Here is a 21,345-nt window from a genome sequence, read left to right as displayed (position 1 = left end):
GCAATTGAGTGATTCACAACAAAGTATTGCCAAGCCAGTCTACAAAGTAGTTGCATTGCAGCTAGCAATCGCTATCAGCTTTGCCACGGTCACCCTGTTTTTCGGTGGCAATGTCAGAGGCTGGTCCGCCGCATACGGCGGCGCTATCGCAGTCATCGGTAGCCTGGTGTATGCCCTGTTGGTGGTTCGCGGTTCTAGCGACGCCAACAAGGCATTCCGGGCGCATTTGCGCGCAGAAGTGGTGAAAATATTTATCACAGCGGTGCTGTTTATATTGGCACTGGTGTTGTTTCAGTCGGCCGCCTGGTTATGGCTGATCTTGGGTTTCGCGGTGGCAACCTTAGCATACTGGTTTTCATTGCTCGCTGTTTAATCATTGGTTTTGGGGCCTGTTGAGCTCCGAAACGACAAATCTAAATTCATTATGACCACAGAACACGCTATTGAAGCGGGCCATGCTGCCCCGGCCAACGCCACAGAATACATCAGTCACCATCTGGCCCACCTGAGAAGTGCCGACGGCATGATCAATCTGGATACGTTCTGGATTTCGGCCATTCTGGGCTTTGTTTTCCTGGCTGTTTTCTATATGGCGTCGCGTCGCGCGACGGCTGGTGTCCCTGGCAAGTTGCAAAACTTCGTCGAAATGGTCATGGAAATCGTCAATGACACTATTAATGGGGCCTTCCACGCGAAAAGCAAGGTCATCGCGCCGCTGGCCATCACTATTTTTGTGTGGGTCTGGTTGCTCAACGCGATGGACTTCCTGCCGGTTGACCTGTTGCCGAAGATCCTGAGCTGGTTTGGCGTGCATAAACTGCGCGCCGTGCCGACCGCCGACGTCAACCACACCTTCGCCATGTCGCTGTCGGTCGTGCTGTGCGTGATCGCCTTCTCGATCAAGGCCAAGGGCCTGGGCGGCTGGATCAAGGAACTGTTCACGGCGCCGTTCCATGCGAGCGGCCTGATCGGCACGATCGCCCTGGCACCTGTCAATTTCCTGCTGCAAATGGTTGAGCTGGTTGCAAAACTGATCTCCCTGTCGCTGCGACTGTTCGGCAATATGTATGCCGGCGAACTGATTTTCATCTTGATCGCGTTGTTGCCTTGGTGGGCACAGTGGGCGTTGGGTGGTCCATGGGCAATTTTCCATATCTTGATTGTAACTTTGCAAGCTTTTGTGTTTATGGCGTTGACGGTTGTGTATCTGAGCCTTGCGGTTGAGAAACATTAATCATTAACTTTATATTTTGTTTTTTTAGTATCTTTCGTTTTTAAATTTAGGAGAATTTTATGCAAGCTCTGATCGCACAAGTACAAAGCATGACCGTTCTGGCAGCAGCAATCATCATCGGCCTGGCCGCAATCGGCACCGCTCTGGGCTTCGCTATCTTGGGTGGCAAATTCCTGGAAGCTTCGGCACGTCAACCAGAACTGATGCCACAACTGCAAACCAAACTGTTCGTTATCGCTGGTCTGCTGGATGCTATCTCGATGATCGGCGTTGGTGTTGCTCTGCTGTACACGTTCGCTAACCCGTTCCTGTCCGCTCTGACGGCTGTTGCTCAGTAATTCGCTCCAACCCTAGGAGAAACTTTTAGTTAGGAGCAAAGGTATGGACATCAATATGTCGCTCATCGGCCAGATGATCACCTTCGCGGTGTTGGTCTGGTTCTCGATGAAGTTCGTATTTCCAGCGCTGAACAACGCGCTGGATGAGCGTGCCAAACGAATCGCGGATGGATTGGCTGCGGCCGATCAAGGTCAGGCTTCGATGGCAGTCGCTGAAAAGCGTGCGCAAGAGGCATTGAACAGTGCACGTGAAGAAGCGTCGCAACGCGTTGCGGACGCTGAAAAGCGCGCGCAGCTGGTTGCTGAAGAGATCAAGCAAAATGCACAAGCTGAAGCTGCGCGTATCATTGCGCAAGCCCAGTCGGACGCCGAACAGCAACTGTCGAAAGCACGCGAACAATTGCGCGCTCAGGTGGCTGACCTGGCTGTCAAGGGTGCCGAGCAGATCTTGAAGCGTGAAGTAAACGCTACGGCTCACGCCGAAATGTTGCAGCGTCTTGCTGTCGAGCTGTAATCATGGCAGAACTCGCAACCGTCGCCCGTCCCTACGCGGAAGCTTTGTTCCGCGTAGCCCAAGCTGGTAAGGAGTCAAGCAACCTCGCGGCGTGGTCCGAACTGGTGTCCGAACTGGCACAGATCGGTAGCCACCCCGAGGTACAGGCGTACGCGCGCAATCCGAAAGTTTCGGAAAGCGACGTCGCCGCCACCATCCTGTCGTTGTTGAAATCGCCGCTCAATGAGGAAGTGAAAAACTTCGTCACGATGTTGATCGAAAATGGCCGCATCAGCCTGCTGCCGGAAATCGGCGCGCAATTCCATGCCTTGAAAAATGGCCTGGAAGGTGCGGCTGACGCCGAGATCACGAGCGCTTTCGATCTGAGCGAAGGCCAAACGGCCGAGCTGGTCGCAACGCTGGAAAAGAAATTCAGTCGTAAGCTCAACCCTGCCGTCACAGTGGATCCATCGCTGCTCGGCGGCGTGCGCGTGGTTGTTGGCGACCAAGTGCTCGACACCTCGGTGCGCGCCAAGCTGCAGCAACTGCACGCTGCACTGGTGTCGTAAGACACGCGTTTCGGCAGGCCAGCTTAGACAGACCCTTACCCCTCGCGCAAGCTGAGAGAAACACTTTTAGGAGTTAGTATGCAACTCAACCCATCTGAAATCAGCGAGTTGATCAAGAGCCGGATCCAAGGTCTTGACGGCGGCGCTGAAGTGCGTAATCAAGGCACGGTTATTTCCGTCGCCGACGGTATCTGCCGCATCCACGGTTTGTCGGACGTGATGCAAGGCGAGATGCTGGAATTCCCAGGCAACACGTTTGGCCTGGCCATGAATCTGGAACGCGACTCCGTCGGTTCCGTGATTCTGGGTGCCTACGAGCACATCTCCGAAGGCGACACGGTGAAATGCACCGGCCGCATTCTGGAAGTGCCAGTCGGTCCTGAGCTGCTCGGCCGCGTTGTCAACGCGCTGGGCCAGCCGATCGACGGCAAAGGCGCCATCGAGACCAAACTGACGGCCGCGATTGAAAAAATCGCCCCGGGCGTGATCGCCCGTGAATCCGTTTCGCAACCAATGCAAACCGGCCTGAAGTCGATCGATGCGATGGTTCCAGTTGGCCGCGGCCAGCGCGAACTGATCATCGGCGACCGTCAAACCGGCAAGTCGGCTGTGGCGATTGATGCGATCATCAATCAAAAAGGCCAGGGCATGAAGTGTATCTACGTCGCGATTGGCCAAAAAGCCTCGTCGATCAAGAACATCGTGCGCTCGCTGGAACAGCACGGCGCGATGGAATACACCATCGTTGTCGCCGCTTCCGCTTCGGAATCGGCCGCCATGCAATACATCTCGCCGTACTCCGGTTGCGCCATGGGCGAATACTTCCGTGACCGCGGTGAAGATGCACTGATCGTCTACGATGATCTGTCCAAACAAGCTGTTGCATACCGTCAAATCTCGCTGCTGCTGCGCCGTCCACCAGGTCGCGAAGCGTACCCAGGCGACGTGTTCTACCTGCACAGCCGCCTGCTGGAACGCGCAGCACGCGTGAACGCCGACTACGTCGAGAAGTTCACCGACGGCGCCGTCAAAGGCAAGACCGGTTCCCTGACGGCACTGCCGATCATTGAAACGCAAGCTGGCGACGTGTCCGCATTCGTTCCAACCAACGTGATTTCGATTACCGACGGTCAGATCTTCCTGGAAACCTCGCTGTTCAACGCTGGTATCCGTCCTGCAATTAACGCCGGTATTTCCGTATCGCGCGTCGGTGGCGCCGCCCAGACCAAGGTCATCAAAAACCTGTCCGGCGGTATCCGTACCGACTTGGCGCAGTACCGTGAACTGGCCGCGTTTGCGCAGTTCGCTTCGGACCTGGATGAATCGACCCGCAAGCAGCTGGACCGCGGCGCGCGCGTAACGGAATTGCTCAAGCAAGCCCAATACTCGCCACTGTCGATCTCGCTGATGGCCGTATCGCTGTTCTCGGTGAACAAAGGCTTCATGGACGACGTGCCAGTCAAGCAAGTGCTGTCGTTTGAAGCTGGTGTCCACGCTTACATGAAGACCAAGCAAGCTGCTCTGCTGGCCAAGATCGAAGAAACCAAGCAACTCGACAAAGACAGCGAAGCAACTCTGTCGGCGGCCATTGCTGATTTCAAGAAATCCGGCGCATATTAAGCGGCCAGGCGGCGCCCACCTTTGAGTGAGGCGCCGCCCTACGCGCAGAAGGAGTAAGGACTCATGGCATCAAGCAAAGAGATACGAGGCAAGATCAAGAGCGTAGAGAATACGAAGAAGATCACCAAGGCGATGGAAATGGTCGCCGCGTCCAAAATGCGCAAGGCGCAAGACCGGATGCGGGCCGCCCGTCCCTACAGTGACAAGATTCGGAATATCGCCGCCAATCTGGCGACCGCCAATCCGGAATACACGCACCCGTTCCTGGCAGCTGCCCAGGGTACGCAAGCGAAGGCAGTGGGTTTCATCGTTGTCACGACCGACAAGGGTCTGTGCGGCGGCATGAACACCAACATCCTGCGCCAGGTGACGTCGAAGTCGCGCGAGCTGGAAGCAGCTGGCAACCGGGTTGAAGCAGTTGCCATCGGTAACAAGGGTTTGGGTTTTTTGAATCGCATCGGCGTCAAGATCATTGCGCACGCCATTCAAACCGGTGATACGCCCCACCTGGACAAATTGATCGGACCCGTCAAGGTCATGCTCGAAGAGTTCCAGGCAGGCAAGATCGATGCAGTGTACCTGTGCTACACCAAATTCATCAACACGATGAAACAGGAACCAGTCGTGGAGCAATTGCTGCCCCTGACGGCCGACAAGATGGTCGCCGACAAGGGCGCCCACTCGTGGGATTACATCTACGAGCCGGACGCGCAAAGCGTGATCGACGAATTGCTGGAGCGCTATGTAGAAGCGCTGGTGTACCAGGCAGTCGCGGAGAATCTGGCGTCCGAGCAATCGGCACGGATGGTCGCGATGAAAGCTGCAAGCGACAACGCGGGTAGTGTGATCGGCGAATTGAAGCTGATCTACAACAAGACCCGTCAAGCTGCGATTACCAAAGAACTCTCCGAAATCGTCGCCGGTGCGGCTGCGGTTTAAACGAATTTAACTATATTGAAGGAACGAACATGGCTGATGGCAAAATCGTTCAGTGTATCGGCGCTGTGGTGGACGTTGAGTTTCCCCGCAACGCGATGCCTAAGGTATTTGATGCCTTGAAGATGGCAGGCTCGGAACTGACCCTGGAAGTACAACAGCAGTTGGGCGACGGCATTGTCCGTACCATTGCACTCGGCTCGTCCGATGGCCTGCGTCGCGGCATGATGATCCAGAACACCGGCAAACCAATCATGGTACCAGTCGGTAAAGCAACCCTGGGTCGCATCATGGACGTGCTGGGCAACCCGATCGACGAATGCGGCCCTGTGTCGCACGAGCAGATCGCGTCGATCCACCGCACCGCTCCTGCATACGACGAACTGTCGCCATCGCAAGAACTGCTGGAAACCGGCATCAAGGTGATCGATCTGGTTTGCCCGTTTGCAAAAGGCGGTAAAGTTGGTCTGTTCGGCGGCGCTGGCGTAGGCAAGACCGTGAACATGATGGAACTGATTAACAACATCGCCAAGGCACACAGCGGCGTGTCCGTGTTTGCCGGCGTTGGTGAGCGTACCCGTGAAGGTAACGACTTCTACCACGAGATGGCTGACGCGAAAGTGGTCGATCTGGAAAACCCAGAGAACTCCAAAGTGGCGATGGTCTACGGTCAGATGAATGAACCGCCAGGTAACCGTCTGCGCGTCGCGCTGACCGGCCTGACGATCGCTGAATCGTTCCGTGATGAAGGCAAGGACGTTCTGTTCTTCGTCGACAACATCTACCGCTTCACGCTGGCCGGTACCGAAGTATCGGCACTGCTGGGCCGTATGCCGTCGGCTGTGGGTTACCAACCGACCCTGGCGGAAGAAATGGGCCGTCTGCAAGAGCGTATCACGTCGACCAAGACCGGTTCGATCACCTCGATCCAGGCCGTCTACGTTCCAGCCGATGATTACACCGATCCGTCGCCTGCTACCACGTTTGCTCACTTGGATTCGACCGTTGCGCTGTCGCGTGACATCGCTTCCCTGGGTATCTACCCAGCCGTGGACCCACTGGATTCGACCTCGCGTCAGCTGGATCCGTTGATCGTTGGTCAAGAGCACTATGACACCGCGCGTGCCGTGCAAACGACCCTGCAACGCTACAAGGAATTGCGCGACATTATCGCGATTCTGGGTATGGACGAGCTGGCACCGGAAGACAAACTGCTGGTCGCCCGCGCACGTAAGATGCAGCGTTTCCTGTCGCAGCCTTTCCACGTCGCTGAAGTCTTTACCGGCGCGCCTGGTAAATACGTTTCGCTCAAAGACACGATCAAGGGCTTCAAAATGATCGCTTCGGGCGAACTCGATCACCTGCCGGAACAAGCGTTCTACATGGTCGGCACGATCGAAGAAGCAATCGAAAAAGCCAAGAAACTTAACTAAGTTAAGTCTGGGCCTAACCCCGCCCGTTACACGGCGGGGTTCTTCAACCCGATAGGACACACATGGCACACACAATTCACGTTGACGTGGTTTCCGCTGAAGAACTGATTTTTTCAGGCGAAGCAGAATTCGTCGCGTTGCCGGGTGAACAGGGCGAGCTGGGTATCTACCCACGCCACACGCCTTTGATTACCCGCATCCGTCCGGGCGCGGTCCGCATCAAGGTAGTCGGCCAGGCTGAAGAAGAGTTCGTCTTCGTTGCCGGCGGCCTGCTGGAAGTGCAACCGGATACCGTGACCGTCCTGGCCGATACCGCCATCCGCGGTCACGACCTCGACGAAGCGAAAGCGCTGGAAGCGAAGAAGTTGGCGGAAGAAAATATCCACAACAAGGATTCGGGCATCGACTACGCGCAAGCGCAAGCCGAGCTGGCCAGCGCGATTGCGCAGCTGGCAGCGATCCAGAAGCTGCGCAAGCTGTAATCAGCGAGCCAGCAACAAGAAAGGCAGCCTTCGGGCTGCCTTTTTTTATGCTTTGACGGCTATTCCTGGCGCTTCTGCCTGCTCCTTTCCTGCCCCGCCTTCAATATCGTCTTCCACCTGGCGCGCGCGGCGATGCGCTCGAGCGGCGTTTCCTCGCCGCGCCGGGCGTCGCGCAGCAGCTTGTGATAATTGCGCAGGCGATCTGCATCGACGGCGCCGCGCACCTGGCAGCCTGGTTCGCTGGCGTGCTGGCAGTCGCGGAACTGGCACGTCGAGGCGAGCGCCGCGATGTCGTCGAAGGTGGCCGCCAGGGTCTGCGCATCGGCGTCGGCCTGCCAGCTGCGCAAGCCCGGCGTATCGATGATGCAGGCGCCGTTGGCGCACAGGTGCAGCGAGCGCGCCGTCGTCGTATGCCGTCCGCGCCCATCGCCATGGCGCACGCCGTTGGTGGCCTGTTGCGCCGCAGACAGGGTATTGGTCAGGCTGGACTTGCCGGCGCCCGATGAACCGAGCAGCACCAGGGTCTGGCCAGTACCCAGCCAGGGTTCCAGGATGGCCACGTCATACGCATGGCGCGTGTCGATGGCAAACAGGGGCACGTGGGGCGGCAGGCGCTGTTTGAGCTGCGCCAGCTTGCCCGGCACGTCGTCGGCCACGTCGGCCTTGCTCAGCACCACCACGGGGCTGACCTGGGCCGCCAGCACGATGGCCAGATAGCGTTCCAGGCGGCGCGGATTAAAATCCCCGTCCAGTCCCATCACCAGCAGGGCCGTATCGACATTGCTGGCCAGTACCTGGCGCCGGCCGTCGTTGCCGCGCCGGGCGATTTGCGTGACTGGGGATAAGTGCGCCGTTATCCACAGCGCGCCGTGAGCATCGTGTTCGGCGGTGACCCAGTCGCCGACGGTGAGGACGGTGTCTTGCGCCAGCAGCTCGTGCAACAGGCGCGGCAGGACCTGTGCCGGGTGTTCCCGGGTGCCGTCGTGCACGAGAAGGCTGTCGCGGTGGACGGCACTCACGCGCAGCAGTTGTGCGGCAGGGGAAGATAAGTCGAGTTGGGTGGCTGCGCCGGCGATGGCCTGCTGCAGCCCGATAAGGCGTAGTTGCGCAAAATCGAATGCGATCATGGTAGCGTGATTCCAAATTCTGTCGTCCGCGTACGGACGTGAAGCCTGCGCGTGCAGGCACCGCCAGTCGCGATGACTGGCACGAAAGAAAGGGAAGTCGGCTACGCGATCACGCGTATGGGCAATGGCGGGCTAAGGGTCTTAGCGGGGAAAGACCGTGATCAGGCAGCCGACAGCACGGCAGTATCCGAATGGCGCATGTTGTCTACTCCTGTTGTGTGAGGGAAAACGCCAGTGTGCCAGCGGCACGCGCCGCCGTCAATGGATGGCGTGGTTCAGCTGCACATGCCGTAGGCGCTGCGCTCGGGGAAATAGCGGTAGGTAAAGGTGCGCACGGGGTAGCGCTTGCCGCCGACGAGCATGTCAGGCATGGACAGATCGAAACGCTGCGGCAGCTGGCGCGGCAGTTGCAGCCGCAATCGCCACTGGGTTTCGGCGCTCGAACCGACGGCGGAAAACATGATGGGCAACTGCTCGATGACATCGACGATTTCCGCCTTGCGGTTCATGCCGCGCTGGTAGATGGTCAGCACCTTGGCTTCGGCGAAGGGCTGCTGTTTCGGTTCTTCCAGCAGGAAGGACAGGCGCGTGAAGCTGGCTTGTGTGCCGATGGGAAGAGTAAAAATCAGCGCCAGCTCCGTGCCGCCATCCTTCAGAGTGACGGGCGGTGTGGCATACACGCTGATACCGCGCGGCAGCTCGAAGCGTGAACCCTCCGTCCACGTCTTGCACTCGGGCGTGGTGGCCTGGTACAGGCTGGGCGCCGTGTAGTCGTTGCAGGCTGAAACCAGCAGCAGCAGGGGCAGGGCAAGGAGGGCGGAACGGCGCATGGGAGTCAAGGTTGGGATATGAGCCGACAGTGTAAGCGATCCCCCCGCGATCCACCAGCGGCGCTAGGAATGCCCGGGTGGCGCGCGCCGCACCGATTGCAGCTGGCAGTGCGCCGCCTGCAACGCATCCTTGATGGCGTCCAGCGCCAGTTGCGGCCGGGCCGCGCCGCACATGAAGATGTCGACGGCGGCAAAGCCGCATTCCGGCCAGGTGTGGATGGAGATGTGCGATTCGGCCAGCAGCACCACGCCCGTGACGCCCTGGCCCGCGCCAAAGCTGTGGAAATGGCTGTGCAGCACCTGGGCGCCGGCCGCGACGGCCGCGTCGCGCAACAGGCGCTCGAGCGCGGCGCAATCGCGCAGGCGTTCCGGCCCGACGCCGGACAGATCGGCCAGCAAATGGGTGCCCAAGGGCAGATGCGGTGTGGCTGCCATGCTTACTTGTGGCTGCCGCCGCTGGAGCCGCCGCCATAGCTGCCGCCGCCGCTGCCCGTGCGCGAACTCCAGCTGCTGCCGCTGCTACTGCCGGCCACCTTGAACATGCGCACCCAGTTGGCGGCGGTGACACTGAAGGTCACCATCAGGGCGTAGATCACGTATTTACTCATGGGGGATTCTTTGCATTCTTGTCGAGAAAAGCGGCCGGCAGGAACAGCGCCAGGCAGCCCAGCAAACTCCACATCAGGGTGCTGGAGAACGAGACAAACATGGGGATCGCATTCAAGACCAGCACGATGACGATGAAGACCTTGGCGATGCCGCGATGACTGAGCTGGATATTCTGCACGTTGGCGTCGCCATGGAAGGCGGCGCCGAACCAGGCGGCCATCTGGTCATGGGCGACGGGCGCGGAGCGCGACCAGGTCATTTCCTCGCCGGTGAGCTCTGCCGCCAGTTTGGTCTGCCCTTGCTTGAATTCAAACACGCGCGTGCTGTCTCCGACGGCCACCTTCCAGTTGAAGGCGCCCGCCGCGTACACGACTTGCGAGCCGTAGTCATACAGCTTGCGGTAGGTGGCACCATCGAGCGTGCAGGTATCGGCGTCCAATGACGCCCAGTTGGGCCAGTTCGGCAGCACGTTCGAGCGCGACCAGCCGTCGTCCGTCTCGACCAGCCAGAAGAAGCCGGCGCGCGCGTTGTACAGCAGGTATTCGTTCCACTCGCTGCCTTCATCGTCGGCGCGGCGCATCATGCCGATCACCGTGAAATCCACATTGCTGATCTTCGCACTGGCGCCCAGCTCCAGCGTGATGTCGGCGTTCTCGTGCACCTGCTTGCCGATGGCTAGCACCTGCGCTTCCGGACCGCTGGCGTCGAGCTGCGCATGGCAGGCGGGACACACCAGCTGCGCTGCAGCGCCGGGCACATACTGGATGCCGCTGCCGCAGGACGGGCAGTCGAGCGCATCGAGCTTGCCGCGGTACTTGCCGGCGCTCCTGGCGATGGCGTCGTCGTCGCGCAGCAGCTGGCACTTCAAACTGTCCAGGATGACGGCGACGCCCTGGTAGACGACCGGTTGCGGGCCATCCGTGTAGTCGAGCGTGACAAAGCTGGCGTAGTTGCGGAAGTCCGCCACCTGGATGCGCCAGCCGGCGCCCACCTTGAACGGCAATTCTCCCTGGCCGGCGATGCATTCGGCGCTGCGGATCTCGGCCGCCGTGTACGGCTCGCCGCAGATCGTGTAGCGGCTGCCCGGCGTCAGCTCGGCAAAGGCGGGCAGGGCGTCTTGCGTGCTGCGTTCGCGCGTCAGGGTGCACAGGCCGGACGAGTCGCCCAGCCACGCCGTGCTGGCGTCGTCGAACAGCAGATACCACTCGTTCCATGTGCCGGCGCTGTAGCGCTGCTGGATGCGCCCGACGACGGTGAAGTGCACGCCATCGTGCACGCCGGCCGTGCCGACCTGGATCGGCGAGTAATCCTCGAGGACGGCCGACATCTTGCCGAGATCCTTGACCGAGTCGGCGTCCTTGAGAATGGTGCTGTGGCAGTACTCGCATACGGCGAGCACGGAAGCGTGCGAGCGGAAACGAACTTCCGCGCCGCAGCTGGGACAGGAAACAGTTTGCATGCAGTCGTATTTCGCCCTAATCAGCCGATCAGTTTTTTCAGCAGTTCAGCCTTGGCGCCGTCGTAGTCGGCCGGCGAAATGAGACCCTTGTCGAGCAAGCCTTTGAGCTTTTCCAGGCGCGCCTCGATTGGTTCTTCCGGGGGGGGCGGTGGCGCCGCCGGCGCGGGCTGTTGCAAGGCGCCACCCATGCTTTGCGCCATCACCTGGCCGATCGACAGCCCGGCGCCCAGTCCCGCGCCGATGCCGGCCATGCCGCCTTCGTTCTGCGCCGCCAGCGGGATCGCGTTGGCCACCTGGAATTTCGTGTAGCCGCTCATCTTGTCGGCACCCAGGCCGCCCTTCATGCCGGCGGAAATACGTTCGTCGAGCGCCGCCTGCAATTCCTCGGGCAGGCTGATGCTGGCCACGTTGAATTCATCAAGGCCCACGCCGTAGCGGGCAAACGCCTGCGCCAGGCCATCCTTGACCTCTTGCGCCATCAGCGCCTGGTTGGCCGCCATGTCGAGGAAGGGCACATTCGCGCCGCCCAAGGAACTGGCCATGCTCGACATCAAAATGCCGCGCAATTGATCTTCCACCTCGTCGCGCGTATACACTTCGCGCGTGCCGCTGATCTCGGTGAAGAAGGTGCGGGCGTCGGCGATGCGGTACGAGTACATGCCGAAGGCGCGCACGCGGATCATGTCGAAATCCTTGTCGCGGATGGTGATCGGCTGCGGCGTGCCCCACTTGCGGCCCGTCTGCACGCGGGTGCTGAAGTAATACACGTCCGACTTGAAGGGCGAGTCGAACAGCTTGTCCCAGTTTTTCAGGTTGGTCAGCAGCGGCAAGGTCTGCGTCGTCAGCTTGTGCGTGCCGGGACCGAAGACGTCGGCGATCTTGCCTTCATTGACGAAGACGGCCACTTGCGATTCGCGCACATTCAGGATGGCGCCGTTCTGAATCTCGAAATCCTGCATGGGAAAACGCCAGGCCAGTACGCCTTCCGTCTCTTCGTTCCACTGCAGTACGTCGATAAACTGCTTCTTGATAAAGCTGCCGAGGCTCATGATGGTGTCCTTGAATGAGGTAAAACGTCAGGAAATGCAAGCGGCGTTGATGGCGCCGATCGACAGGGAAATGGCGGCCAGCAGGCCGCCGAAGGCGCTGTTGTTCGATTCGATCTGGTCTTTCGACATGCGCAGCAGGCGCGTGGTGACCACATAGGCCAGCAATTGCACCACCATGGCGCCGAAGGCCCAGGCGAAGAACTGCTGATAGTCGGCCGTGTGCATCAGCGACGAGGCGATGGTGGCGGAAAAACCCAGCATGGCGCCACCCAGCGACAGGGCCGCGGCCTGATTGCCCTGGCGGATCAGCAGCACTTCGTTATACGGCGTGACGCGCGTGTAGATGATAAAAAATACAATCAGTAGCCCGGCGGCCAGTAAAAGATGAATCAGATAGTTTAGGATGGCGGGCACGGCATTCCTCACAATGAGTATTTGATAACGTCAACGCATATTAGAACAAAAAAAGTCCCATGAACAAAAAGATTCTGATTTTGTCCGTCTTCGTGGTCGCCTCCTGCGGCCTCGCGTATGAGCTGATCGCCGGCGCCATGTCCAGCTACCTGCTCGGCGACTCCATCCTGCAGTTTTCCACCATAATCGGCTGCTACTTGTTTGCCATGGGTGTGGGTGCTCACTTTTCAAAGTATGTGCGCGATGACGACGTGCTCTCGCGCTTCGTCGACATCGAACTGGCCGTGGGCTTGATCGGCGGCCTGTCGGCCGCCATCCTGTTCATGACCTTTTCGTGGATGGCCGCGCCATTTCGCACCTTATTGTATGTGATGGTGTTCCTGATCGGCGCACTGGTCGGCATGGAAGTGCCGCTGGTGATGCGCGCCCTGAATTCGCGTCAAACGGAATTTTCCGAGCTGGTCAGCCGCGTACTGACCTTCGATTACCTGGGCGCGCTGGCCGTTTCCCTGCTGTTCCCGCTGGTGCTGTCACCGTACCTGGGACTGGTGCGCACGGGCTTCCTGTTCGGCATGCTGAATGTGGGCGTGGGCCTGTGGACGATCTGGGTGTTCCGCGCGGAATTGAAGAACCTCACGAGCCGCTTCCTGCGCGCTTGCGCCGTGATGCTGGTACTGGTGGCCGGCTTTGCCATGTCGGACCGCATGGTGGCCTGGGGCGAGCACGGCCTGTTCGGCGACCAGATCGTGTACTCGACCACCACGCCCTACCAGCGCCTGGTGATCACGCGCTGGAAGGACGATACGCGGCTGTACATCAATGGCAACCTGCAGTTTTCCTCGCGCGACGAGTACCGCTACCACGAGGCGCTGGTGCACCCCGTGCTGGAAGCGTTGCCGTGGGCGCGCCGCGTGCTGGTGCTTGGCGGCGGCGACGGCCTGGCCCTGCGCGAAATCCTGCGTTATCCACAGATCGAACACGTCACCGTCGTCGACCTCGACCCTGCCATGACGGCCGCGTTTACCACGCGCCCGGAACTGGCAAAGCTGAACAACAATTCGTTCTCGGACAAGCGGGTTACCGTCGTCAATGCCGATGCCGCCGTCTGGCTGCGCAACAACGGCGACATGTTCGACGCGGCCATCGTCGATTTCCCCGACCCGTCCAGCTTCGCGCTCGGCAAACTGTACTCGGTGCCGTTCTACGACCTGGTGAAAAAGCACCTGGCGGCCAAGGGCCTGATGGTGGTGCAATCGACGTCGCCATTCTTTGCGCCGCACGCCTACTGGACCATCAATTCGACCCTGCGCGAAGTGGGCATGCGCACCTGGCCCTATCACGCCTACGTGCCCTCGTTCGGCGAATGGGGTTTTATCCTGGCCTCGCCCCAGCTCGACTATAAACCGCCCACCAGCTATCGTCTGCCGATGCGCTACCTGAATGCGGACACCACGCGCGAGATGTTCATCTTCCCGCCCGACATGCAGCCGCTGCCCATGGCGCCGAATCGCCTGAATACCCAGTCGCTCGTGCATGAATTCGAGCAGGACTGGAACCGGGTGATCCGCTGATGCAGCGCCGCTCCTTCATGCTGTGGGCCGCCGGCGGCACGGCAGCGGCAGCCGCTGGCATCGGCAGCATCGCCGCGTATCTGCGCTGGCAGGAAATTACGCCGAAGGTGCTGTATCCGGGCCGCAGCGAGGGGCATTACTTGCGCAAGCTGCTGCGCGAGCGCACGGCGCTGCCGGCGCCTTCGGCAACCGTCACCACGGATGTCGCCATCCTCGGCTCCGGCATCGCCGGCCTGACGGCGGCCTGGCGCTTGAATAAACTGGGGCACAAGGATTTCCTCATGATCGATGGGCCGCAGCCGTATGGCAACGCGGCCGGCGGCCATTTCGGTGACCTGGCCTATCCGACCGGCGGCCATTACCTGCCGCTGCCTTCGCCCGAATCGACCCATGTGCGCGAGATCCTGTTCGATTTGGGGATCATCCAGCGCGATCCGCAGGCGGAAAAGCCGACTTACGACGAGCGCTACATCCTGCACGCGCCCGAGGAACGCCTGCTGTTCAACGGCCACTGGCAGGATGGCTTCATTCCCACCGAAGGCGTTTCCGCCGAAGAACTGGCGCAGCACGAGCGCTTCTTTGCCGACGTGCGGCGCCTGCGCCAGGCGCATGGCAACGATGGCAAGCGCGTCTTCGTTTTTCCTACCGTGGAGTCGTCGCAAGACCCGGCCTGGCAGGCGCTCGACACTATCACCTTGAAGCAGTGGATGGAGCGCGAAGGCTATACCTCGCCCACCCTGCACTGGTATTTGAATTACTGCTGCCGCGACGACTACGGCACGCGCTACGACCAGGTCTCGGCCTGGGCGGGCCTGCATTACTACTGCAGCCGCTGGGGACAGGCGGCCAATGCGGGCAACGGCGCGTGGCTGACCTGGCCGGGCGGCATGCAACCGGTCGCCACGGCCATGGAGCAGGCCTCAGGTGTCAAGCGTCATGCGGGCACGGTGGTTTCCGTGCGGACGACGGAGCAGGGCGTGGAAGCGCTGTGCCTGGAACTGGTCGATGGCCAGCCGCGCACTTACCTGGTCAAGGCGCGCAAGGCCATCTGCGCCATGCCTTTGTTCGTGGCCGCGCGCGTGGTGAACAATATCGCCGAGTATGGCTTTGACGCGCAGCGCGATACGCCCGCGTATGCGCCGTGGCTGGTGGCGAATTTTTTACTGAAACGCTTTCCCGACGAACTGCCGCATGCGCCGCTATGCTGGGACAACGTGGTGTACCAGGAACCGGGCCTCGGCTATGTCGTTTCCACGCACCAGGATATCCGCGTGCGTCCGCCCGAGAAAACCGTCTTCAGCGCCTATGTGGCCCTGTCCGACCGCACGCCGCAGGAAGCGCGCAAGTGGTTAGATGTGGCCACGCCCGAGCAATTGCTGGCGCTGGCCAGCGTCGATTTGAAGACGGCGTATGGACGCGATTTTGCCAGCTGCGTCGAGCGGGTCGACGTCACCGTGCGCGGCCACGCCATGGCGGCACCGTTGCCAGGATTTCGCAGCAATGCGGGCTTGAAGGCGCTGCGCGAACACGACGGCGCCATCCTGTTTGCGCATGCCGATCTGTCGGGCTTTTCCGTGTTCGAGGAAGCGGCGTGGTGGGGTGACAGGGCGGCGCGCCTGGCTTCCACATGAGGATATCAATGAAAAAGGCCGGCGCAAGCGCCGGCCAGAGCCCCCTAAGGCTCGAACCGGTCTACTTGTTCTTGTTGATCACGTCGATGAAGACGGCCGCCAGCAGCACCAGGCCCTTGATTACCTGCTGGTAATCGATGCCGATGCCCATGATGGACATGCCGTTGTTCATCACGCCCATGATGAAGGCGCCGATCACGGCCCCCATCACCTTGCCCACGCCGCCCGAAGCCGAGGCGCCGCCGATGAAGCAGGCGGCGATCACGTCCAGCTCGAAACCCGTGCCGGCCTTTGGCGTTGCCGTGTTCAGGCGCGCCGCGAAGATCAGGCCGGCCAGCGCGGCCAGCATGCCCATGTTGACGAAGGTGTAGAAGCTGACCCGTTCCGTCTTGATGCCGGACAGGCGCGCCGCCTTCTCGTTGCCGCCCACGGCATACACGCGGCGTCCCAGCACGGTGCGGTTGGTGATGAAGGTGTAGGCGACGATGAGCAGCGACATCACGGCCAGCACGTTGGGAAAGCCGCGGTACGACGCCAGCAGGTAGCTGAAATACACCATCACGGCGGCGAAGATGGCGTTTTTCAGCAGGAAGAAGGCGCGCGGCTCGTTTTCCATGCCGTGCTTCAGTTGCTTGGCACGGCTGCGCAGCGAGGTGATGATCAGCGCCGCGGCGGCGATCACGCCCAGTAGCAGGGAAAAGCCACGCAGGTTTTCACCGCCGAACGGATCGGGCAAAAAACCCGAGCTGAGCATCTGGAAGCCTTCCGGGAAGGGGCCGACCGACTGGCCAGCCAGCAGTGCCAGGGTCAGGCCCTTGAATACCAGCATGCCGGCCAGGGTGACGATGAAGGACGGGATTTTGAAGAAGGCGACAAAATAGCCTTGCGCGCCGCCGATGACGGCGCCGGCCAGCAGGCAGATGATGCTGGCGGCGACAAAATTCATGTTGTAGTTGACGATCAGGACGGCCGCCAGCGCGCCGACGAAGCCGACCACCGAGCCGACGGACAAATCGATATGGCCGGCCACGATGACCATCAGCATGCCCAGCGCCATGATGACGATGTAGCTGTTTTGCAGCACCAGGTTCGTCAGGTTCAGCGGCTGCATCAGGGTGCCGTCCGTCATGTACTGGAAAAAGCCCATGATGACGATCAGGGAGAGCAGCATGCCGTAGTCGCGCATATTGTTCTTCAAGAAGCCGGCATAGCTTTTCGCTTGCGGCGCGGCCGCCGGCGCTGCTGCTGCCGGCGCGCCTGCTGTCAGTTTATTGTCCATTGTTTTCTCCGTGTGTAACGATCGCGCGCATGATGCGTTCCTGCGATGCTTCTGCCGCGCTCAGTTCTGCCGCGAAGCGGCCTTCGTTCATGACATAGATCCGGTCGCACATGCCCAGCAATTCCGGCATTTCCGAGGAAATCATGATGATGCATTTGCCTTCGGCGGCCAGCTCGCTGATGATGCTGTAGATCTCGTACTTGGCGCCCACGTCGATGCCGCGGCTCGGCTCATCGAGGATCAGCACGTCGGGGCGCGAAAACAGCCATTTCGCCAGCACCACTTTCTGCTGGTTGCCGCCGGATAGGTTGACCACCTTCTGCGCCACGCTCGAGCAACGGGTCTTGAGCTTGCGGCGGAACTCCTCGGCCACGCCGAATTCACGCTGCTCGTCGATCACCATGTGCTGCGAAATCGCGTCCAGGTTGGCCAGGCTGGTGTTCTTCTGGATGTCTTCCTCGAGGATCAGGCCCAGGCCCTTGCGGTCTTCCGTGACATACGCGAGGCCGTGCGCGATCGCCTTGCCGATGGTGCTGACGTCGATTTCCTGGCCATGCTTGAGCACCGTGCCGCTGATGCGCTGGCCGTAGGCGCGCCCGAAAATGCTCATCGCCAGTTCCGTGCGCCCGGAACCCATCAGGCCGGCGATGCCGATGATCTCGCCCTTTTTCGCGTGCATATTGATGCCCTTGATGACGGGGCGCTCGGCATGCTCCGGATGGAAAACGCGCCAGTCGCGCACTTCGAAAATGGTCTCGCCGATGGTGGGCGTGCGCGGCGGATAGCGGTCGGCCATCTCGCGCCCGACCATTTTTTCGATGATGCGGTCTTCGCTGACGGGCTCCACGCGGCAGTCGAAGCTGTCGACCGTGTTCCCGTCGCGCAGCACCGTGATGGCATCGGCGACCCGCGAGATTTCATTGAGCTTGTGCGAGATCAGGATGGAGGCGATGCCCTGCGCTTTCAGGCCCAGCAGCAGGTCGAGCAAGGCTGCGCTGTCGCTTTCGTTCAGGCTGGCCGTCGGCTCGTCGAGGATCAGCAGCTTGACATCCTTGCACAGCGCCTTGGCGATCTCGATCAGCTGCTGCTTGCCCACGCCCAGGTTGGTGATCAGAGTGTCCGGTGACTCTTTCAGGCCGACTTTGTGCAGCAGTTCGCGCGTCTTCGCTTGTGCGTATTCCCAGTCGATGACGCCCATGCGGGCCGGCTCGTTGCCGAGGAAGATATTCTCGGCGATCGACAGCTGGGGCACCAGCGCCAGTTCCTGGTGGATGATGATGATGCCGATTTCTTCGCTGTCCTTGATGCCGCGGAAGTGCCGCGTCTGGCCCTGGTAATCGATGTCGCCCGTATAGCTGCCATGGCCGTAGACGCCGCTCAGCACTTTCATCAGGGTCGATTTGCCGGCGCCGTTTTCGCCGACGATGGCGTGGATCTCGCCGCTGCGTACCCGCAGGTTGACATTGTCGAGCGCAACGACGCCCGGGAATGTTTTGCGTATCCCGCGCATTTCCAGGATAGTGTTCGTCATATAACCTCTCTGGCACGGCCGCGCTGGTCGGCGCCGGTCGTGCGGCAGTCTTGTTCTTGATCGTGCATGAAGCGAAAGGCCCGGCAGCGCCGGGCCTTCAGTACCGTCGATGCTTATTTCACTTGCGCTTCCGTGTAGTAGCCGCTGCCGGTGACGAGCACCTGCTTCCAGTTCGCCTTGTCGACGGTGACCGGTTTCAACAGGTAGGACGGCACGACCTTCACGCCGTTGTTATAGGTCTTGGTATCGTTGACGGTCGGGACTTTGCCCGACATCATGGCGTCGACCATGTTCGCCGTCACCTTGGCCAGTTCGCGCGTGTCCTTGAACACGGTCGATGCCTGTTCGCCGCGGATGATCGATTTCACCGACGGGATTTCCGCATCCTGGCCCGTCACGACGGGGAACGGCTGTTTCGGCGTGCCGTAGCCGACGCCCTTGAGCGAGGACAGGATGCCGATGCTCAAGCCGTCATACGGCGACAGCACCGCGTCGACGCGCGCATTGCCGTAGTAGGCGCTGAGCAGGTTGTCCATGCGCGCCTGCGCCACGGCGCCGTCCCAGCGCAGGGTGGCGACCTTTTCCATGCCCATCTGCTTCGAGCGCACCACCAGCTTGCCGCTGTCGATGTACGGTTTCAGCACCGACAGCGCGCCGTTGTAGAAGAAGTGCGCGTTGTTGTCGTCGGCCGAGCCGCCGAACAGTTCGATGTTGAACGGGCCCTTGCCTTCCTTGAGTTTCAGCGCCGATTCGATATAGCCCGCCTGCAGCACGCCGACCTGGAAGTTGTCGAAGGTGGCGTAGTAATCGATGTTTTTCGTGCCGCGGATCAGACGGTCATACGAAATGACCTTGATGCCCTTGTCGGCCGCCTTTTGCAGCACGTTCGACAAGGTGGTGCCGTCGATGGCGGCGATCACCAGCACCTTGGCGCCCTTGGTGATCATGTTTTCCACCTGCGCCAGCTGGTTCGGGATATCGTCGTCGGCAAACTGCAAGTCCGTCTTGTAGCCGCGCTCCTTGAATACCTTGACCATGTTGTCGCCGTCGGCGATCCAGCGCATGGACGACTTGGTCGGCATCGAGATGCCGATCGCGCCCTTGTCGGCGGCGCTTGCCACGGGCATTACCGCCATGCCGGAGATGGCCAGCGCCAGGCTCGCGGTCAGCATTTTCATTGTTGTTTTCATTTCAGGTCTCCACCGTCTTCGATAGTTGAATGTGCCAGGGCCGTCGTCCCGATGGGCGGGCTCCGTGCGGATGGCCGATTGCAGGCCACGGCTGATACTAGTTTGTCCATCCATCCCTCACCAATCACTTTTTTCACATCGGTGATATCCAAAACGGTATCGATAAGCGGATTGATGCAATGCGCCATGCGGCCCATTCCCGCCGTGCAGACAGGTCTGGAAAGGGGGCCGGGCGGCGGCTTTTTTTGGTGCACTGCAATACCAATAATCATCATTCAATTTGGTGATTTTCGTAATTGCGGCGACACAGGGCGGCGCGCAGAATCGCTCCGAACTCGACCATTTGCCTTCCCGTCACGTCCCTTTGAAAGCTAGCCATGCAGCCGATTTCCCCCGCCTCCCTGTTGCCTGCCGACCTGGCGCAGGCCCTCCTCATCGGCCGCATCTGGCGTGACGGCCCCTGCGTCGTCGCCGTGCGTGGCGGCGAGGTGGTCGACATCACGCAGACGGTGGCGACGGTGGCCGAGCTGTTCGAGCGCAGCGATGCGCTCGATATCGCCCGCCATGCGCCCGGTATTGCGCTCGGCCCCGTGCAGGCGCTGCTGGAGCAAGCGCTGGCCGCGCCGGCCAGCCAGCCATTGCTGCTGGCGCCGTGCGACCTGCAGGCCGTCAAGGCCTGCGGCGTGACCTTCGCCGTCAGCCTGCTCGAACGGGTGATCGAGGAACAGGCGGGCGGCGACGCGGCGCGCGCGGCGAGCTTGCGCGCCGCTCTGCAGATGACTCTGGGCGGCGACTTGTCGGCATTGAAGCCCGGCTCGGACGCGGCGCAGCGCCTGAAACAGCAGTTGCAGCAGCGCGGCGCCTGGTCGCAATACATGGAAGTGGGCATCGGCCCCGATGCGGAAGTGTTTACCAAGGCGCAGCCGATGTCGTCGGTGGGCTGCGGCGCGCAGGTGGGCTTGCTGCCATCGTCCGCCTGGAACAACCCGGAGCCGGAGATCGTCCTGGCCGTCAACAGCCGCGGCGAGGTGCTGGGGGCGACCTTGGGCAACGACGTCAACCTGCGCGACATCGAAGGGCGTAGCGCCCTCTTGCTGGGCAAGGCCAAGGACAACAACGGTTCCTGCGCCATCGGCCCCTTCATCCGCCTGTTCGACGAACACTTCACGCTCGACACCGTACGCCAGGCGGAAGTGTCGCTGCTGATCGAGGGCGCGGACGACGGCTTTGTGCTCGAAGGCGCCAGCTTCATGCGCGAGATCAGCCGCGACCCGCTCGACCTGGTGCGCCAGACGGCAGGCCAGTACCACCAGTACCCGGACGGTTTCATGCTGTTCCTGGGGACCATGTTCTCGCCCGTGAAGGACCGTGGCGCGCAAGGCGGCGGCTTTACACACCACCTGGGCGACCGGGTGACGATTGCCAGCGCTTCGCTGGGCGCGCTGGTCAACGAAGTGCAGCGCTGCGATGCGATTGCCCCCTGGACGTTCGGCGTGCGCGCGCTGTACCGGAGCCTGGCGCAGCGCGGCCTGATCTGATTTCCCAATTCC

General features: G+C 60.9%; 23 protein-coding genes. 12 read left to right on the top strand and 11 right to left on the bottom strand.

All coding sequences use genetic code 11. The features are described 5' to 3' along the window. Window positions 1–4: 4 nt before the first annotated feature. From CLU94_RS13220 to CLU94_RS13180, 9 genes are all read left to right on the top strand, one after another. Window positions 5–373 carry an ATP synthase subunit I gene (locus CLU94_RS13220; RefSeq protein WP_035823464.1) on the top strand — a complete coding sequence of 123 codons (369 nt, stop codon included), beginning with the start codon at window positions 5–7 and terminating at the stop codon, window positions 371–373. 51 nt (window positions 374–424) lie between these two features. Further along, the gene (atpB, locus tag CLU94_RS13215; RefSeq protein WP_046681851.1) at window positions 425–1,234 is read left to right on the top strand and encodes a F0F1 ATP synthase subunit A; all 810 of its coding nucleotides are present in this window, start codon (window positions 425–427) and stop codon (window positions 1,232–1,234) included. Between the two features lie 59 nt (window positions 1,235–1,293). After that, window positions 1,294–1,572 carry a F0F1 ATP synthase subunit C gene (atpE, locus tag CLU94_RS13210; RefSeq protein WP_034752695.1) on the top strand — a complete coding sequence of 93 codons (279 nt, stop codon included), beginning with the start codon at window positions 1,294–1,296 and terminating at the stop codon, window positions 1,570–1,572. A 43-nt stretch (window positions 1,573–1,615) separates the two neighbouring features. Next, a complete protein-coding gene (locus CLU94_RS13205) occupies window positions 1,616–2,086 on the top strand; it encodes a F0F1 ATP synthase subunit B (protein WP_034752697.1) in 471 nt (156 codons plus the stop codon). 2 nt (window positions 2,087–2,088) lie between these two features. Beyond that, window positions 2,089–2,634 carry a F0F1 ATP synthase subunit delta gene (locus CLU94_RS13200; RefSeq protein WP_034752699.1) on the top strand — a complete coding sequence of 182 codons (546 nt, stop codon included), beginning with the start codon at window positions 2,089–2,091 and terminating at the stop codon, window positions 2,632–2,634. Between the two features lie 78 nt (window positions 2,635–2,712). Then, on the top strand, window positions 2,713–4,254 hold the full coding sequence (atpA, locus tag CLU94_RS13195; protein ID WP_034752701.1) for a F0F1 ATP synthase subunit alpha: 1,542 nt from the start codon (window positions 2,713–2,715) through the stop codon (window positions 4,252–4,254). 63 nt (window positions 4,255–4,317) lie between these two features. Further along, window positions 4,318–5,193 (top strand): F0F1 ATP synthase subunit gamma, encoded by an 876-nt coding sequence (atpG, locus tag CLU94_RS13190; protein ID WP_034783836.1) that lies wholly within the window; start codon window positions 4,318–4,320, stop codon window positions 5,191–5,193. Between the two features lie 29 nt (window positions 5,194–5,222). Continuing rightward, complete coding sequence (gene atpD / locus CLU94_RS13185; RefSeq protein WP_034752705.1) at window positions 5,223–6,623, top strand: F0F1 ATP synthase subunit beta; 1,401 nt, start codon at window positions 5,223–5,225, stop codon at window positions 6,621–6,623. A 62-nt stretch (window positions 6,624–6,685) separates the two neighbouring features. Next, window positions 6,686–7,105, top strand: coding sequence for a F0F1 ATP synthase subunit epsilon (locus CLU94_RS13180; RefSeq protein ID WP_077398374.1), 420 nt, complete (start codon window positions 6,686–6,688; stop codon window positions 7,103–7,105). Between the two features lie 59 nt (window positions 7,106–7,164). Here the strand turns inward: CLU94_RS13180 and rsgA are convergent, their stop codons facing one another. The 7 genes from rsgA to CLU94_RS13150 form a co-directional block, all read right to left on the bottom strand. After that, a complete protein-coding gene (rsgA, locus tag CLU94_RS13175; protein ID WP_099665943.1) occupies window positions 7,165–8,232 on the bottom strand; it encodes a ribosome small subunit-dependent GTPase A in 1,068 nt (355 codons plus the stop codon). Window positions 8,233–8,507: 275 nt separating this feature from the next. Beyond that, entirely contained in the window at window positions 8,508–9,062 is a 555-nt protein-coding gene (locus CLU94_RS13170; RefSeq protein ID WP_099665942.1) for a hypothetical protein, read from the bottom strand. Between the two features lie 63 nt (window positions 9,063–9,125). Further along, window positions 9,126–9,497 (bottom strand): adenosylmethionine decarboxylase, encoded by a 372-nt coding sequence (gene speD / locus CLU94_RS13165; RefSeq protein WP_099665941.1) that lies wholly within the window; start codon window positions 9,495–9,497, stop codon window positions 9,126–9,128. Between the two features lie 2 nt (window positions 9,498–9,499). Then, a complete protein-coding gene (locus CLU94_RS28375) occupies window positions 9,500–9,670 on the bottom strand; it encodes a hypothetical protein (RefSeq protein ID WP_157814714.1) in 171 nt (56 codons plus the stop codon). Then, window positions 9,667–11,130 (bottom strand): DUF4178 domain-containing protein, encoded by a 1,464-nt coding sequence (locus CLU94_RS13160; RefSeq protein WP_099665940.1) that lies wholly within the window; start codon window positions 11,128–11,130, stop codon window positions 9,667–9,669. Before CLU94_RS13160 ends, CLU94_RS28375 begins: the two co-directional genes overlap by 4 nt. Window positions 11,131–11,150: 20 nt before the next feature. Further along, complete coding sequence (locus CLU94_RS13155) at window positions 11,151–12,179, bottom strand: SPFH domain-containing protein (RefSeq protein WP_099665939.1); 1,029 nt, start codon at window positions 12,177–12,179, stop codon at window positions 11,151–11,153. Between the two features lie 27 nt (window positions 12,180–12,206). Continuing rightward, window positions 12,207–12,593: a DUF350 domain-containing protein gene (locus CLU94_RS13150; RefSeq protein WP_034783828.1), complete on the bottom strand. Its 387-nt coding sequence runs from the start codon at window positions 12,591–12,593 to the stop codon at window positions 12,207–12,209. Window positions 12,594–12,652: 59 nt separating this feature from the next. Here CLU94_RS13150 and CLU94_RS13145 point away from each other — a divergent pair, with 59 nt between their 5' ends. Together CLU94_RS13145 and CLU94_RS13140 are read left to right on the top strand one after the other, a co-directional pair. Then, window positions 12,653–14,164 carry a polyamine aminopropyltransferase gene (locus tag CLU94_RS13145; protein WP_099665938.1) on the top strand — a complete coding sequence of 504 codons (1,512 nt, stop codon included), beginning with the start codon at window positions 12,653–12,655 and terminating at the stop codon, window positions 14,162–14,164. Then, window positions 14,164–15,795, top strand: coding sequence for an NAD(P)/FAD-dependent oxidoreductase (locus CLU94_RS13140; protein ID WP_099665937.1), 1,632 nt, complete (start codon window positions 14,164–14,166; stop codon window positions 15,793–15,795). Before CLU94_RS13145 ends, CLU94_RS13140 begins: the two co-directional genes overlap by 1 nt. Before the next feature lie 61 nt (window positions 15,796–15,856). Here CLU94_RS13140 and mmsB read toward each other — a convergent pair whose 3' ends face one another. The 4 genes from mmsB to CLU94_RS28025 form a co-directional block, all read right to left on the bottom strand. Beyond that, a complete protein-coding gene (gene mmsB, locus CLU94_RS13135; protein ID WP_099665936.1) occupies window positions 15,857–17,074 on the bottom strand; it encodes a multiple monosaccharide ABC transporter permease in 1,218 nt (405 codons plus the stop codon). Next, on the bottom strand, window positions 17,064–18,605 hold the full coding sequence (mmsA, locus tag CLU94_RS13130) for a multiple monosaccharide ABC transporter ATP-binding protein (protein WP_099665935.1): 1,542 nt from the start codon (window positions 18,603–18,605) through the stop codon (window positions 17,064–17,066). Before mmsA ends, mmsB begins: the two co-directional genes overlap by 11 nt. A gap of 113 nt (window positions 18,606–18,718) precedes the next feature. Then, window positions 18,719–19,741, bottom strand: coding sequence for a multiple monosaccharide ABC transporter substrate-binding protein (gene chvE / locus CLU94_RS13125; RefSeq protein ID WP_226939565.1), 1,023 nt, complete (start codon window positions 19,739–19,741; stop codon window positions 18,719–18,721). A gap of 50 nt (window positions 19,742–19,791) precedes the next feature. Next, window positions 19,792–20,070: a hypothetical protein gene (locus CLU94_RS28025; RefSeq protein WP_143451405.1), complete on the bottom strand. Its 279-nt coding sequence runs from the start codon at window positions 20,068–20,070 to the stop codon at window positions 19,792–19,794. Between the two features lie 102 nt (window positions 20,071–20,172). On the opposite strand from CLU94_RS28025, the gene CLU94_RS13120 reads away from it, so the two are divergent. Continuing rightward, window positions 20,173–21,333, top strand: coding sequence for a fumarylacetoacetate hydrolase family protein (locus CLU94_RS13120; protein ID WP_099665934.1), 1,161 nt, complete (start codon window positions 20,173–20,175; stop codon window positions 21,331–21,333). The last annotated feature ends 12 nt before the right edge of the window (window positions 21,334–21,345 follow it).

Source organism: Janthinobacterium sp. 13 (assembly GCF_002749695.1).
GTDB lineage: Bacteria > Pseudomonadota > Gammaproteobacteria > Burkholderiales > Burkholderiaceae_D > Janthinobacterium > Janthinobacterium kumbetense.
The sequence above is the reverse complement of the archived record's forward strand: the minus strand, read 5'-3'. Positions and strand labels throughout refer to the sequence as shown.

Excerpts from the sequence above, each read along its gene's own strand:
- atpA (WP_034752701.1), top strand. The coding sequence starts at position 2,713 with ATGCAACTCAACCCATCTGAAATCAGCGAGTTGATCAAGAGCCGGATC.
- CLU94_RS28025 (WP_143451405.1), bottom strand. The coding sequence starts at position 20,070 with ATGATGATTATTGGTATTGCAGTGCACCAAAAAAAGCCGCCGCCCGGC.
- atpD (WP_034752705.1), top strand. The coding sequence starts at position 5,223 with ATGGCTGATGGCAAAATCGTTCAGTGTATCGGCGCTGTGGTGGACGTT.
- atpG (WP_034783836.1), top strand. The coding sequence starts at position 4,318 with ATGGCATCAAGCAAAGAGATACGAGGCAAGATCAAGAGCGTAGAGAAT.
- CLU94_RS13200 (WP_034752699.1), top strand. The coding sequence starts at position 2,089 with ATGGCAGAACTCGCAACCGTCGCCCGTCCCTACGCGGAAGCTTTGTTC.
- CLU94_RS13140 (WP_099665937.1), top strand. The coding sequence starts at position 14,164 with ATGCAGCGCCGCTCCTTCATGCTGTGGGCCGCCGGCGGCACGGCAGCG.
- mmsA (WP_099665935.1), bottom strand. The coding sequence starts at position 18,605 with ATGACGAACACTATCCTGGAAATGCGCGGGATACGCAAAACATTCCCG.
- atpB (WP_046681851.1), top strand. The coding sequence starts at position 425 with ATGACCACAGAACACGCTATTGAAGCGGGCCATGCTGCCCCGGCCAAC.
- rsgA (WP_099665943.1), bottom strand. The coding sequence starts at position 8,232 with ATGATCGCATTCGATTTTGCGCAACTACGCCTTATCGGGCTGCAGCAG.
- CLU94_RS13170 (WP_099665942.1), bottom strand. The coding sequence starts at position 9,062 with ATGCGCCGTTCCGCCCTCCTTGCCCTGCCCCTGCTGCTGCTGGTTTCA.
- chvE (WP_226939565.1), bottom strand. The coding sequence starts at position 19,741 with ATGGCGGTAATGCCCGTGGCAAGCGCCGCCGACAAGGGCGCGATCGGC.
- atpE (WP_034752695.1), top strand. The coding sequence starts at position 1,294 with ATGCAAGCTCTGATCGCACAAGTACAAAGCATGACCGTTCTGGCAGCA.
- CLU94_RS13145 (WP_099665938.1), top strand. The coding sequence starts at position 12,653 with ATGAACAAAAAGATTCTGATTTTGTCCGTCTTCGTGGTCGCCTCCTGC.
- CLU94_RS13155 (WP_099665939.1), bottom strand. The coding sequence starts at position 12,179 with ATGAGCCTCGGCAGCTTTATCAAGAAGCAGTTTATCGACGTACTGCAG.
- mmsB (WP_099665936.1), bottom strand. The coding sequence starts at position 17,074 with ATGGACAATAAACTGACAGCAGGCGCGCCGGCAGCAGCAGCGCCGGCG.
- speD (WP_099665941.1), bottom strand. The coding sequence starts at position 9,497 with ATGGCAGCCACACCGCATCTGCCCTTGGGCACCCATTTGCTGGCCGAT.
- CLU94_RS13120 (WP_099665934.1), top strand. The coding sequence starts at position 20,173 with ATGCAGCCGATTTCCCCCGCCTCCCTGTTGCCTGCCGACCTGGCGCAG.
- CLU94_RS13160 (WP_099665940.1), bottom strand. The coding sequence starts at position 11,130 with ATGCAAACTGTTTCCTGTCCCAGCTGCGGCGCGGAAGTTCGTTTCCGC.
- CLU94_RS28375 (WP_157814714.1), bottom strand. The coding sequence starts at position 9,670 with ATGAGTAAATACGTGATCTACGCCCTGATGGTGACCTTCAGTGTCACC.
- CLU94_RS13180 (WP_077398374.1), top strand. The coding sequence starts at position 6,686 with ATGGCACACACAATTCACGTTGACGTGGTTTCCGCTGAAGAACTGATT.
- CLU94_RS13205 (WP_034752697.1), top strand. The coding sequence starts at position 1,616 with ATGGACATCAATATGTCGCTCATCGGCCAGATGATCACCTTCGCGGTG.